Source organism: Psychrobacter sp. 1U1 (assembly GCF_051847535.1).
In the GTDB taxonomy this organism is placed as follows: Bacteria; Pseudomonadota; Gammaproteobacteria; order Pseudomonadales; family Moraxellaceae; genus Psychrobacter; species Psychrobacter saeujeotis.
This window is the reverse complement of sequence record NZ_JBPYDD010000001.1, coordinates 288,735-302,800: the sequence shown is the minus strand read 5'-3', so window position 1 is coordinate 302,800 and position 14,066 is coordinate 288,735. Positions and strand designations below refer to the sequence as shown.

The window sequence follows — 14,066 nt, the reverse complement described above, 5'->3', positions numbered from 1 at the left end:
AGTCATACTATACCCTCGCTATTCAAAAGTAAGATTAAATACTTTCACCATCTCATTGTTCACTCTAGCAAGTGTACGATGATCCTGTCTGTATTTTTTGGTTATAGTAAAGAATACTTTCATAGCATTATCCACTGCTGCTAAACTTCTAGGTCCCCAAAAAAACCTAACAATGTTATAATTAGCACCATTTTCATAGCTTACATAGCGGTTATCATATGCAATTTGTTTTACATAAAACAGCCACTGGCGAGACGCGTGCACGCCGTGGTACAGTCCATCTCAATCATGGTGATGTACAAACACCCGCCTTTATGCCTGTCGGTACTTATGGCACGGTTAAAGGTATGCTGCCACGCGATATCGAAGCCATCGGCGCTGATATTATATTGGGCAATACTTTTCACCTATGGCTACGTCCTGGTACTGAAGTAATTGATAAATTTGGCGGCTTGCACAAGTTTATGCATTGGGATAAACCCATCTTAACCGATTCAGGTGGTTTTCAAGTGTTTAGCCTTGGTGCGATGCGTAAAATTACCGAAGAAGGCGTCAACTTTAAGTCGCCCATCGATGGTGCCAAGGTGTTTTTGTCGCCAGAAAAGTCGATGCAGATTCAGTATAGTTTAAACTCAGACATCGTTATGCAATTCGATGAATGTACCCCCTATCCTGCGACTCATGATGAGGCGAAAAAATCTTTAGAGCTATCATTGCGTTGGGGACAGCGCTGCGTTGACGAGCATAATAGACTGGGCAGTACCAATGCGCTGTTTGGTATCATTCAAGGCAGTATGTACGCAGATTTGCGTCAGCAGTCACTCAAAGGGCTGCTTGAGATTGGTTTTGATGGTTATGCCATCGGCGGTCTATCTGTTGGTGAGCCAAAAGATGATATGATGGATGTACTAGACTATATCCCAGATGCGATGCCAGCAGACAAACCACGCTATCTAATGGGCGTTGGTAAGCCTGAGGACATCGTTGAGGCAGTCCGTCGCGGTGTCGATATGTTTGACTGCGTTATGCCCACTCGTAACGCCCGTAATGGTCATTACTTTGTCACAGGCGACACAGACAATGCAGGCGTGGTACGTATTCGTAATAGCCAGTATCGTAACGATGAAGGTCCATTAGATCCTGAATGCGATTGCTATACTTGCCAGAACTTCAGCCGTGCTTATTTATATCATCTTAATAAATGCAAAGAGATGCTGGGCGCGCAGCTGGCCACTATTCATAATTTGCGCTATTACCAGCGTTTGATGCAAGGTATCAGAGATGCCATCGAGCAAGATAAGTTTGATGCATTCGTCAGCGATTTTTATCATCAGCGTGGACAGACGGTTCCTGAGCTAAATTTACGTTAATTTAAGTACGTCTTACTTGGTGAACTTTTAGCTCAGTCACTAAACAGAAAGATGCCAGACAGTGTTTACTGACTGGCATTTTATTTTTCAGATAATCATTATTTTTTCAACAGTATATTTTTTTATCATTGCAAAAACGTGACTGTCTTTAGATATGATCTTTTGGCAATTCACTCATCGGAATGTCAGGATGCTTTCTTAAATGTAAGATTGCAGTGAGCAAACCACCCCATATAAGTAACATTGAAATAATCATAAAAATAATTGCTGATGTTGTCATAATAAATTCCTATTAAGATTTCAATTTGATTAGTGTGCATCGTCAATCAAACGAGATTCATCATCTTCATCGTCGTGATGACCTCTTATACGAGAAAGTATAAACGCGCCTAATCCAAAGAATACCACAACGCCCCAACCAAATAATAATAGTATGGTAGTAGAGTAACCCTCGTAAGGCTCTTGAACCAAATTAATAAGCTTCAAACCTAGGGCGATGGTCAATACGGTTGGTGTGATAACCGTCAACATAAATACCCAAGCACCGCCTAGTTTGACACTTGAGATGCGGTTGATATGCTCTAATAAGCCTGGAATTTTATGGCGATTAAACCATGTTACCCAAACAATTGACATCAAGCCACCAGCGACAATACCGATATTGTTTGCAAAGTGATCGATAACATCTACTAACACCAGTGAGCTACCAGTAGAGAACGCAGCAATTGATATTACAGCACATACCCCACCTATTGCAGCAACTGCTTTTTTACGTGACCAATCAAACTTGTCTTGAAAGGCTGAGATAGGTACTTCAAGGATACTCACTAAAGAACTGATACCAGCTACTACCAAAGAGCCGAAGAATAAGAAACCAATAAAGTCACCACTACTGCCCATCGTTGAGATAATTTTGGGGAATACAAAGAACGCTAGTCCCACGCCGCCACTAGCAACTTCAGAGACTTCTTGACCTGTTGACATGGCCATAAAACCAATAGCGGCAAAGATACCGATACCAGCAATCAATTCAAAAGATGAGTTAGCGAAACCTACCACTAAACCTGCGCCAGTTAAATTGGTATTTCTTTTTAGATAAGAGGCATAAGTCACCATAATACCGAAACCGACCGATAATGAGAAAAACACATGGCCATAAGCTGCAAGCCAAACGTTAGGATCTTTCATTCTCTCCCAATTTGGTTCAAAAAAAGCATTCAAGCCAATTTCAGCGCCTGGTAAATTAACAGCTTTAAATACCATAATGCCAAACAATACTATGAGTAGTGGAATACAGATTTTGTTGGCAAGCTCGACTCCCTTACGGATACCGCCAAACATAATTAACATGGCTAATGCCCAAACGATGAGCAAACCTATAAACATCTGTGGTACGAATACAGAAGTCAGATCTCCTGTATGCTGTACAAAGTCGCTGACAAAGAAGGTTGTGGTATCTTCGCCCCATTTTTGTCCAAACGAGAAAACCATATAACTGCCCGCCCATACAATAACGGCGGCATAATAAATAGCAATGATAAAAGAGACAAGCGTCTGCCACCAGCCCACAAACTGGGCAGATTTCACCATTTTCTTGTATGCACGTGGCGCGGCAGCGCGATACTTATGTCCTATAATATAATCTAAAAACAACAGCGGAATACCTGCTGTTAATAAAGCAATAAGGTAAGGCACCATAAATGCCCCACCACCGTTATCATAAGCCACATAAGGGAAACGCCATATGTTACCTAGCCCTACTGCCGAACCGACAGCTGCTATGATGAAACCAGTCCTACTCGACCAATTCTCTCTTGGTTCTGCCATATATTCCTCCTAACACTACAATGATAAGCTACTCAAACTTCATAAACCAAGAGATAGCTAAATTAGCAAAAAAGATGTTATACATTATTTTTTAATTAAAATAGGTTACTATAATCTTACTGAACATCTTTAGAAAGTGTCTGCTAAACATTACAAAAAGTCAAGTACTCATAGACATAAAAAGCCATAACATTTAGTTATGGCTTTTTGTCTATCGATATTAATAGAGAAGAATACAGAGAATGGAGAGTTTGTATTAAAAGAGTCTTAGCGCACCACACCTCGTTTACTATACTGTAAAGAATCAATAAGCAACTGGATTTTGGGTTCTTTTGGCAATAAATCCTCTTGCAGAATTTTGAGTGCCTGAACGGTGGTTAATCCAGATCTAAAAATCGTCACGTATGCTTGTCGCAACATATCTATAGTGTGCTGCGACCAATCTTTACGACGCATGCCTTCAATATTGAGTCCATGGGCATGTGCTGGATTGCCTGACACCATAGTAAAAGCAGCGACATCTTTTAGAATCAGACTAGCACCGCCAACCAAGCTGTAATCTTCTACTCGGCAAAACTGATGTATGCCTGAGTTACCACCAATGATGGTATGGTTGCCGATAGTCACGTGTCCTGCAATACCGACATTATTTGCCACTACATTGTGATCACCTATCATGCAATCATGCGCAATATGAGTATTGACCATAAATAGATTATGATTACCGATCTTGGTTAACTTGTCATCTTGTACCGTACCACGATGAAAGCTACAAGCTTCACGAATGGTATTATGATCACCTATTTCAAGCCATGTACGCTCACCAGCATACTTTAAATCTTGTGGATTTTCGCCGATACTTGCAAACTGATAAATTTGGTTATGTTTGCCAATTCGAGTGAGTTTGGTCACTACCACATGCCGATGCAAAATCGTGTGTGCACCAACCGTCACCTCATCACCGATGATACAATATGGTCCTATAATAGCTGTCTCATCAATCTTGGCAGATGGTGAGATGAGCGCTGTGGGATGAATCTGACTCATAATGCGGGCCTTTGTATCATTTAATACGAGAAATGGTAAAACAGAATACCAATAGTTTGGCCTTAAGGCCAATACCAATTATAACCAAAATTATTGTTGTTGATGATTATTCTCATCGCGAATATTAACATGACTCTCCAGCAAATTCAGTCAATTACTGATTCAAACGCTTCTATTATCAGCTTTTTATTGCTCTTGGCGAGCGATCATTACTTGAGCACTGGCAGCCAACTCATTTTCGACGTGTACGGTGCAGTCAAACTTATAGATGCCTTGCTTTTGCATCACAGTCTTAGCACGGATGATTAGCTGATCACCAGGAATCACTCGGCGCTTAAAACGAACCTTGTCGACCCCTGCAAACAAATATAAGTAACCATCTTCGGCAGTTAAACCTGCACTAATAAAGCCTAGCACACCTGAAACTTGAGCCATAGACTCAACCATTAGTACACCTGGCATAATAGGCTCATCAGGAAAATGACCATTGAAGAACTCTTCATTGATGGTCACGTTTTTGATGCCAGTAATACATTCACCAGGTTTACAAGCTGTGATTTTGTCCACCAACATAAAAGGATAGCGATGTGGCAAATAATGCTTGAGGGTATGATAGGTTAATGGCAGTGTCAGACCTTGTTCAGATAATGTTTTGATGTCTTCGTCGTTTAAAGTATCTATGTCTGTAGCACTCATAAGGGGGCTTCCTTGCTTATATTACATATTGTTGATAAGAAAATTATTCTGTTGTTAATACACTTATAGATAACTTCAAATAAATAGATTTAGCTGTCACCTAGCTGACGGAAGCGTACTGCTGCTCGCCGCCACTTAGCGGTTGGCATTGCAGCTGTTCCCGAAGAGTATGATCCAGCACTCTTAATAGATTTTGTCACCATTGTCATACCTGATAAAGTAACATCATCTGTGATATCAATATGACCGTTGATACCTACTGCGCCACCAATGACACAACGTTTGCCAATAGTAGTACTACCAGCAATACCTGTATTGGCAGCGATAGCAGTACCAGCACCGATACGCACGTTATGAGCGATTTGAACCAGGTTATCAATAATGACGTGGTCACTGATGACAGTATCATCAATAGCCCCGCGGTCAATACAGGTATTACTACCAATGCGGACATGGCTACCAATGACCACACGACCCAGCTGTGCGATACGCTCCCACCCGTCAATACTTGGATCTTGAGACGGTGCAAAGCCAAAGCCTTCAGCACCAATGCTGACACCAGCATGTAATCTAACATAATCGCCAATAATACAATCATGGCCAATGACAACTTGCGACTTTAAAACACAGTCAGTACCAATATGACTATATGCTTCAACGATTACATTAGCATCCAGACAGCTACGATCACCGATATGGACATGCTCATTGATTACGCAATAAGGACCAATGCGGACATCAGCACCAATTACTGCACTCTTAGCGATAATTGCTGTCGGATGAATATTATTACTTTCTATAGTATGACGTACAAACAGCTGGCTGCTGCTAGCGTAAGCCAGATAAGGTGATGCAACGACCAAGACTACAGTTGGCGATGGTACTTGCTCACGATACTGCTCAGTGACAAGCACTACACCTGCCTGACTTTGCGCTAAGCTGGTAATGTAATTTGGATCTGCCAAAAAACTCAGCTGCGTACTATTTGCATCAGTCAGACTACCGACACCGTTTACTGATAGGGTTAACTGATCAGTAGTAAGCTCAGCTTTATTCAATACTGGCTGACGCTGCTCGATTTGAGAAATAATTTGCTTAATCGTTATCATAATTGGCGTTAATATGATTAATAAGAATAAAATGGATGCCAGACTGATACTTCAGTTTAGCAACCAATTCAATAATAGTTATAAATAATACCAAGCGTTTAAAACCATCTGCATGATAAAATGACTTTACGTCTATACGCTTAACTAGAATGTGCTACCAATCTGGAACTGCACCTTCTCAGTCTCATCGTTTTCTTTATCGCCAATAGGTACAGCGTAACTTAATGAGATAGGACCGATAGGTGTATACCAAGTGACCCCTGCACCCGCACTAAAGCGCAGGTCGTTGTCTTGGGTCAGCAATGGCACATCAGTATCATTACCATTAGCTGGGTTAATAAAGGTGCGATCTTCTTTATCTGTGGTATCAAAGACCTGACCGCCTTCAGCGAACAGTACTGGACGCACTTGATCCGCCCAGTCACCTTTAAATGGCATTGGCAAAATCAGTTCAGTACCAAAGGTTGCTAACGCATTACCGCCAACCTCTTCTTTTTGAATACTCTCACGGTTGTTTACTGCGTTGTAATAAGACTCAGAACGGGGACCGAGCGTCGACGCTTCATAACCACGTACCGAACCATAACCACCGGCGTAGAAGTTTTCATAGAATGGCAGATCATTACCATAGCCAAGCTTAGTATAGCCACGTGCGATCACATCTTTGTACACAGGATAATACACATTACCAGTGTAGAGCAGTTTTTGATAATTCGTATCGCCAAACCCAAAAGTGGCATTAACATTGTGGCTCATGCCTTTAGTCGGAAATACGGGGCGATCTAACGTACTATAATCCCACCCTAAAAGTAGGTTGTAGGTGTTATAGTCATTTTTAAAACTGGTTCGACCATCAAACTCCCCACTGAATTCTTCAGTAGTACCACCGTCATCAATAATTTGCTGAACGTTTGATACGCCAAGCCAGCGACCACCGCGTACGGCAGTGTTATCAAAATTGACTCCAGCACTGACGCGCTTGGTCTCATCTACAGGGTAGCTATAATTTAGTGTTGCGCCATAAGAGTCAGTGACATAGTTACTAACGTTACGATCATCATATTTAGTCTCGCGATAATAAGCGCTGACACCTTGGGATACGCCATTTTCTGTAAAGTACGGATCCGTATAACCTAAACTATAAGAATCACGTGTCTCTGAACGTGATAGCGCCGCTTTAACGCGGTTACCTGTACCCATAAAGTTGTTTTGGGTAAGATCTAGCTGGAACGTCACACCGCCACTTTGTGAATAACCTGCGGCAATGGTTGAGCTACCAGAAGGCTGCTCTTCAACCACATAATTGATATCCACTTGATCTGGTTGATTAGGGACTGGTTTTACATCGACATTGACTGCTTTGAAGAAGCCTGTACGCATCAAACGTGTACGTGATAGCTGTATCTTGTCGTTAGATGCCAGAGCACCTTCTAACTGACGCATTTCACGACGTAATACTTCATCTTGCGTTTTAATATTGCCATTAAAATTGATACGGCGTACATAAATAGGACGCGCAGGGTCAATGTAATAATCAATATCGACAACTTTGGTTTCATCATTAATGCGTGGTACTGGACGTACTTGTGCCAGATAATAACCCTCATTACCATAACGGCTTTTTAAAGCAGCGGTAGATGCATCAAGCTTGGCTTGCGAGTATTGCTCATTAGACGTAAAAGTCACCAGCTCGTCCAGCTCATCAGTAGCAAATTTTGGATCGCCCAAGAAGTTTATTTCACCGAACTGATACTGCTCACCTTCGCTTAAACTGATTTCAATGAACACACTACGCTTATCTTCACTGATATTTAGTACAGCGTTATCAACATTAAAGCGTACATAACCATCGTTTTGGTATAGGGCTTTTAAGTTCTCTAGACTGGCAGCCAGCTTTTCTTTCGCGTAGCGATCAGATTTAGATAATAGACGTGTCCATGAAGATTCTTTTACCGCAAAGACGTCTTTGATATCTTCATCACTAAAATGCTTATTGCCAATGACGTTGATGTCGACCACTTTAGCAGGCTTACCTTCGATAAAGCGCACATCTAACTTTACACGGTTGCCATCAAGCAAGGTCTGGTCCACTTCGATATTACTGTTGTAATAACCTTGGCTAATATATTGTTGTTGTAACTCATTAGCAACGCCTTGTAAGGTCGATTGTTTGAGCACATCACCTGCAGACAGTCCAGCGTTTTCAAGTCCTTGCTCTAGACCTTCTTCAGGAATCAGTTTATTACCTTCAAAATTTACTTCAGCGATAATAGGACGTTCGATAACATCAAAACTCAGCTGACCACCTTCGACACGGCTTTGGATATTTGCAAAATTGTCAGTGGCATATAGTGCTTTAATGCTGGCTGCAAGGCTACTGTCGTTGACTGTATCACCTACTGTCACAGGTAAGACCGGATACAAGCTATCAGGGGTTAAACGTTGTAGACCAGTAAAGCCAATATCAGTGACTACAAAGTTTGCCGCCTGCACAGGCATACTCATCATTGCTACAACTAACGGCAACCCAGCCGCACTCATAAATAAAGGCGTACGCATAAACACTATCCGTCAATAAAAAACTTGCTTAAGTTAAGGTAAAAAGCATATCTTGTCTAGTCCAATTGGTACGCAATTTGCGATTCAAACATGAACTGACAGAGGACACTTTATATAAAATGCATCATAAAATAAACTAAAAATTACGATTAGTACAGTTGCATCGATTCAAGAGCAATAGCAAACCAGCCAAACAACTAGAACATAATGTCTGTGTAGACGTTAGTATGTCATGCTTTAATTGACAAATAAAAAAGTATTTATTCAAAACAGTCTACTGATATCATTACCAATCGCTAACACCATGAAACCTGCCAGTAAGAGTAAACCGATATTTAATCCTACAATCTGAACTCCCTCCGATAAAGGCTTACCGCGAATCAGTTCAATAAGATGGTACACGATATGACCACCATCTAGTACAGGTATCGGTAATAGATTTAAAACTGCCAAGCTCAAACTAATCAAAGCGGCAGTAGACAGCACCATCTCCCAACTAATATCAAAGCTTTGCTTGGCAACTTTAGCGATGGTAATAGGGCCAGATAAGTTATCAAGGCCAATCATACCTGATATCATCTTACCCATTGAGCTGACCGTCATTACTGCTAGCTGTTCAGTCTTTTCAAACGACTTTACCATAGCCTCACCAGGACCATAAGCTACCGTGGTTTTATATGCATCAGGAATAACAATCTCAGTTTGTTCAACCATAGCACCAATCTGACCGTAGGCATTGCCTAGATTGTCTTTCTTACCTTGCGGCATAATCTGTAGCTGTACTGGTTCGCCGTCACGAATGACGGTAAAGTTTAGTAGCACCTCAGGATTGTCACGAATCATTCGTGTAGCACTGATCCAGTCTTTAATCTCTTTATTGTTAATCGCTATAATGCGATCGCCTACTTCTAGACCTTGACGTACGGCCGCTCCATCCACTGATAAATCACCAACGATTGGTGCAATCTGTGGCTGCCAAGGTAACATCCCCAAACTGGTTAGCGCATCCTTACCTTTATCCTCACCCTGCATAAATTGCATGACAGGTGCTTGATAGGTCTTTGCGACATCTGTAGCTGATTCGTCTGTTTGTAGCGTTATACTGACATTACCCGTCTCACCCATTCGTCCAGCTAAACGATAGTTAATACCTTCCCACGTTTGTACTTCATGACCATCTATCGCGAGTATTTTATCCCCAACTGGCAATTGCGCCATTGCTGCGGGAGTATCGGGCAGTACTTGACCGATCTTAGTCGCTAATTGCTCAGATGGGGTCATAAACAATACCCAAAACAGCGCGATTGCAATGATAAAGTTCATGATTGGACCAGCTGCGACAATAGCGATTTTTTTTAACGGGTGCTGACGGTTAAACGCCAAATGTAGCTCATCCTTTGCCACGTCACCTTCACGCTCATCAAGCATCTTGACGTAACCACCTAGCGGCAGCATAGAAATACGATAGTCGATGCCGCTTTTTTTACTGGTCCAGCCTGTCAGCTTTGGGCCAAAACCAATAGAATATGTCAGTACCTTAACACCGCATAATCTTGCCACTATATAGTGACCCCATTCATGCAATGCGATCAGAGGTCCTAAGACAAAAATCGCTGCAAGTAGCGTTAGTAAAAACGTCATGATCTTTTCTCGTTTAGGTGACTCTGAATCTGGTTATGCCATCTCAGCCACAAGCGCTTCGGTGTGATGCCGTGCTATCTTATCAATTGCTAAAATATCATCAATATTCGCATTTAGGTCTAATAGTGGTACTTGTATTTCGGTTAATGCTTGCTCGTTAATATTGGCAATGTCAGTTAAACGTAGTTGTCCTGCTAAGAATGCCGACACGGCAATTTCATTAGCAGCGTTCAAAATTATCGTCGCTTGAGTACCTGCTTGCATGGCTTGACGAGCAAGACGCAGACAGGCGAATTTCTGCAAGTCTGGTTTAATAAACTCCAAACCGCTTAGTGCATATAAATCCAAGGGTTGAGAGCCACTATTAATCCGTTCAGGGTAGCTCAAAGCATGGGCAATCGGCGTTTTCATATCTGGGCTGCCAAGCTGCGCTAAAAAGCTACCATCGCTATATTCTACCATCGAGTGAATGATACTTTGTGGATGAATGACCACATTTATCTTACTTTCAGGCAAATCGAATAAATGACAAGCTTCAATCAGCTCAAGCCCTTTATTCATCATCGTCGCAGAATCAACTGATATCTTTTGCCCCATCGACCAATTTGGATGTTTGACCGCTTCGGCGATGCTTGCCTGCTGCATATGCTCAAACGACCGCTGTAAAAATGGTCCACCTGAAGCTGTTAACCAAAGCTTACGTACGCCATGATTTGATTCATGAATGCACGTGTTGTCTTGCTGTATAGCGGTTGGCAAACATTGAAAAATTGCATTGTGTTCAGAGTCGATGGGTAACAAAGTAGCATTATGCCTTTTGACCGCTGCAATCATCACTTGCCCTGCCATGACCAGCGCTTCTTTATTGGCAAGCAAGATACGCTTACCAGCACGTGCAGCAGCTAACGTCGATGGCAGTCCTGCGGCACCAACAATGGCTGCCACCACAGTATCGACTTGTGTATCGGTGGCAATGTCTATCAAACCGCTATCACCACTTACCACATCAATAGTAAAACCTGCCTCATTTAAACGCTGAGAAAAACTATCAACATTAGCCGTTGGCACACAAACACGCCTCGGCTCAAACTGCTGACACAGTGCAAACAACTTATCTAAACGCTGATACCCGGATAAAGCATAGACATCATAGTCTTGCGTATGTGCCGCCAAAATTGCTAATGTGCTGTCACCAATAGAGCCCGTTGCGCCAAGTACAGCGATGCGTTGCGTCATAACTACCAATGCCCATAATATTAATAAAAAAGTATCGTTAAGAACAAGAACCATTTAGCCAAAATTTCAAGTCAGTAAAGAATTGCTACTGACTTTACAAAATTTAGCGTAGACAAATATACATAGAGTGAAGTAGATGCAAATTTAGACAAGGAGCAATCCCAAATGTTGCAAACTCCAAAACCCGAGGGCAAATATCGGAGTTGCAGATAATAGGGAATCAATACGATCTAGAATACCACCATGACCCGGTAAAATAGTTCCTGAGTCTTTTACCTTGGCACGGCGTTTGAGCATTGACTCAAATAGATCACCCAATACTGAGGCAAGAATCGTCACAGCTGAGAGCGCGATAAAAGCGATCAATGCCATACCTGTCAATTGCAGCTTAAAGACACTAATAGCGATAACCACCACTAAGCCAGTTACCAAGCCGCCAGCTAACCCTTCCATACTCTTATTAGGAGATACGTTGGGTGCCATCTTACGTCGACCAAGCTTGCGTCCCACAAAGTAAGCACCACTGTCTGCACACCATACCAATAAGAATACATACATTAGCCACCAAGCCGATAACTGCCATAAATAAAACATTGCAGTGATAGAGGCCGTCAATATCACCACCCCCATCAGGCTCAGCTTTTTACCATACCAATTTGTGTATGTTGGAAAACTACGAACCCAAGATAACGCCAGCAGCCAGATGACTAAAGACGCTACCCACCAAAGCACCCATGTGACTTCAAACATCAATGAAACTAAGGTGATGGCCAGCACCATCACAACAAAGACAACAGGCTGACGCCATTTGGGCATCAGCTTCGTCCATTCGTGCGCAGCAATAGTGACCCCAATTGCTAATAACGGTGCAAAGAAGATGGGCGTTTGGCTTGCAAACAATGCAATTCCAACAATAATAATTAAAATAATTGCTGTTTTAATCCGTTGCCACATACCAATCAGACCTTATAGTAAAAAGAGACATTTGCTCAATATTGCATTATAACAGTTAATATAAATGCATGACCTAGTGTGATGCCTGTGTGTCAATTTGTTCGCTGGTTTTGCCAAAACGACGTTGACGTTTGGCAAAATCTGCAATCATGTCTGCAAGCTCATTTGCTGCAAAATCTGGCCATAATGTTTGGGTAAAGAACAGCTCTGCATAGGCTGATTGCCACAATAAGAAATTGGAAATTCTATATTCACCGCCCGTTCTGATTAACATATCTACTGCGGGTGCATCCGCTAATTGAACGTATCGACCAAGCAAATCATTGTTGATGTCTTCAGCACGTAAGTCACCCGCCTCAACTTGTAAAGCCAGCTGCTTTGCAGCATGTGCAATATCCCATTGACCACCATAACTAATAGCAATCACCAGTGTCATCGCCTCAAAATAAGCCGTCTTGGCTTCTGCGTCGAGCATTAAGGTTTGTAAATCATCATCAAGCTGACTACGATCACCTATAAAACGCAACCGAATACGGTACTTATTCATGCGCGGCATTTGCTCATGAATGGTCGAGGTCAATAGGCGCATGAGTAATGCCACCTCACTTGATGGTCGTTGCCAGTTTTCACTCGAAAATGCAAATACTGTCAGCACCTCAATGCCAGTGTCTAGACAATACTCGACGATAGGGTCTAGTGCATCTTTACCAGCTATATGCCCTTCCCCGCGACCTAAAGCCTTGGCTTTCCCATAACGGTTATTGCCATCCATAATGATAGCAATATGACGGGGAACAATAGTAGAACCTAGAGGGGATAAAGTAGACATGGACTATACTGCTTATTATGAAGGTAAATTTATCTGTGACACGGTTTTGAAAAAACGGTATTGAAACATTGCAAACATCTTGCTCTATTGGACATAAAACATATAGAAATAGGCAGCCAGTAGCAACAGGCTATTGACTACCTATTTAATAAAACTGTACTAAAAACAGTACGGCTTATACAACCATCAATTCAGTCTCTTTAGCATCGAGCTTTTTATCAATCGTTTCAATGAACTTATCGGTGATTTTTTGAATATCATCGTTCGCGCGGCGCTCATCATCTTCTGAGATCTCTTTTTCTTTTGCCAAGTCTTTGATGTCATTCATCATGTCACGACGGATATTGCGAATAGACACACGGCTGTTTTCAGCTTCACCACGTGCAAGCTTTTGCATATCGCGGCGTGTCTCTTCAGTCAAAGCTGGCATCGGTACACGAATCACATCAGCGCTCATAGGGTTTAGACCCAAATCCGCTTCACGAATCGCTTTATCTACTGCTTGTACCATAGTGCGATCAAACGGCTGCACTAGTAGCGTACGTGAGTCTTCGACGTTGACACTGGCGACTTGGTTAAGCGGTGTATCAGCACCATAGTAGCTGACCATAACGCCTGACAACATACCTGGGTGTGCACGCCCAGTACGGACTTTACTAAAGGTACTTTCTAGCGCCTCTAATGTCTTTTGCATGCGTGACTCGCCGTCTTGTTTAATCTCTTTAATCATTATATGTCCTTACTTATCGATATCGATAATATGCTATTTTATTACATTATTGTAGGTACATGACCCAT

The 14,066-nt window shown here is 42.1% G+C and carries 12 protein-coding genes; 1 reads left to right on the top strand and 11 read right to left on the bottom strand.

Annotated features, from left to right (window positions below; genetic code table 11):
• Nucleotides 1-218 precede the first annotated feature (218 nt).
• Nucleotides 219-1,370 carry a tRNA guanosine(34) transglycosylase Tgt gene (tgt, locus tag ACS8FB_RS01265; RefSeq protein ID WP_439260647.1) on the top strand — a complete coding sequence of 384 codons (1,152 nt, stop codon included), beginning with the start codon at nt 219-221 and terminating at the stop codon, nt 1,368-1,370.
• A 148-nt stretch (nt 1,371-1,518) separates the two neighbouring features.
• On the opposite strand, the gene ACS8FB_RS01260 is transcribed toward tgt, so the two are convergent.
• From ACS8FB_RS01260 to frr, 11 genes are all read right to left on the bottom strand, one after another.
• Nucleotides 1,519-1,650 (bottom strand): methionine/alanine import family NSS transporter small subunit, encoded by a 132-nt coding sequence (locus ACS8FB_RS01260; protein WP_299216392.1) that lies wholly within the window; start codon nt 1,648-1,650, stop codon nt 1,519-1,521.
• A 29-nt stretch (nt 1,651-1,679) separates the two neighbouring features.
• Nucleotides 1,680-3,197: a sodium-dependent transporter gene (locus ACS8FB_RS01255; RefSeq protein WP_439260646.1), complete on the bottom strand. Its 1,518-nt coding sequence runs from the start codon at nt 3,195-3,197 to the stop codon at nt 1,680-1,682.
• A 267-nt stretch (nt 3,198-3,464) separates the two neighbouring features.
• A complete protein-coding gene (lpxA, locus tag ACS8FB_RS01250) occupies nt 3,465-4,244 on the bottom strand; it encodes an acyl-ACP--UDP-N-acetylglucosamine O-acyltransferase (RefSeq protein ID WP_439260645.1) in 780 nt (259 codons plus the stop codon).
• Nucleotides 4,245-4,430: 186 nt separating this feature from the next.
• Nucleotides 4,431-4,940 (bottom strand): 3-hydroxyacyl-ACP dehydratase FabZ, encoded by a 510-nt coding sequence (fabZ, locus tag ACS8FB_RS01245; protein ID WP_299216401.1) that lies wholly within the window; start codon nt 4,938-4,940, stop codon nt 4,431-4,433.
• Nucleotides 4,941-5,029: 89 nt separating this feature from the next.
• Nucleotides 5,030-6,049: a UDP-3-O-(3-hydroxymyristoyl)glucosamine N-acyltransferase gene (lpxD, locus tag ACS8FB_RS01240; RefSeq protein WP_439260644.1), complete on the bottom strand. Its 1,020-nt coding sequence runs from the start codon at nt 6,047-6,049 to the stop codon at nt 5,030-5,032.
• A gap of 144 nt (nt 6,050-6,193) precedes the next feature.
• On the bottom strand, nt 6,194-8,608 hold the full coding sequence (bamA, locus tag ACS8FB_RS01235; RefSeq protein WP_439260643.1) for an outer membrane protein assembly factor BamA: 2,415 nt from the start codon (nt 8,606-8,608) through the stop codon (nt 6,194-6,196).
• A 264-nt stretch (nt 8,609-8,872) separates the two neighbouring features.
• Nucleotides 8,873-10,249 (bottom strand): RIP metalloprotease RseP, encoded by a 1,377-nt coding sequence (gene rseP / locus ACS8FB_RS01230; RefSeq protein WP_439260642.1) that lies wholly within the window; start codon nt 10,247-10,249, stop codon nt 8,873-8,875.
• Between the two features lie 33 nt (nt 10,250-10,282).
• Nucleotides 10,283-11,485 carry a 1-deoxy-D-xylulose-5-phosphate reductoisomerase gene (ispC, locus tag ACS8FB_RS01225; protein ID WP_439260641.1) on the bottom strand — a complete coding sequence of 401 codons (1,203 nt, stop codon included), beginning with the start codon at nt 11,483-11,485 and terminating at the stop codon, nt 10,283-10,285.
• A gap of 144 nt (nt 11,486-11,629) precedes the next feature.
• Nucleotides 11,630-12,439 (bottom strand): phosphatidate cytidylyltransferase, encoded by an 810-nt coding sequence (locus tag ACS8FB_RS01220; RefSeq protein ID WP_439260640.1) that lies wholly within the window; start codon nt 12,437-12,439, stop codon nt 11,630-11,632.
• A 73-nt stretch (nt 12,440-12,512) separates the two neighbouring features.
• Nucleotides 12,513-13,268: a polyprenyl diphosphate synthase gene (gene uppS / locus ACS8FB_RS01215; RefSeq protein WP_439260639.1), complete on the bottom strand. Its 756-nt coding sequence runs from the start codon at nt 13,266-13,268 to the stop codon at nt 12,513-12,515.
• 175 nt (nt 13,269-13,443) lie between these two features.
• Nucleotides 13,444-13,998: a ribosome recycling factor gene (gene frr, locus ACS8FB_RS01210; RefSeq protein WP_299216421.1), complete on the bottom strand. Its 555-nt coding sequence runs from the start codon at nt 13,996-13,998 to the stop codon at nt 13,444-13,446.
• Nucleotides 13,999-14,066 lie beyond the last annotated feature (68 nt).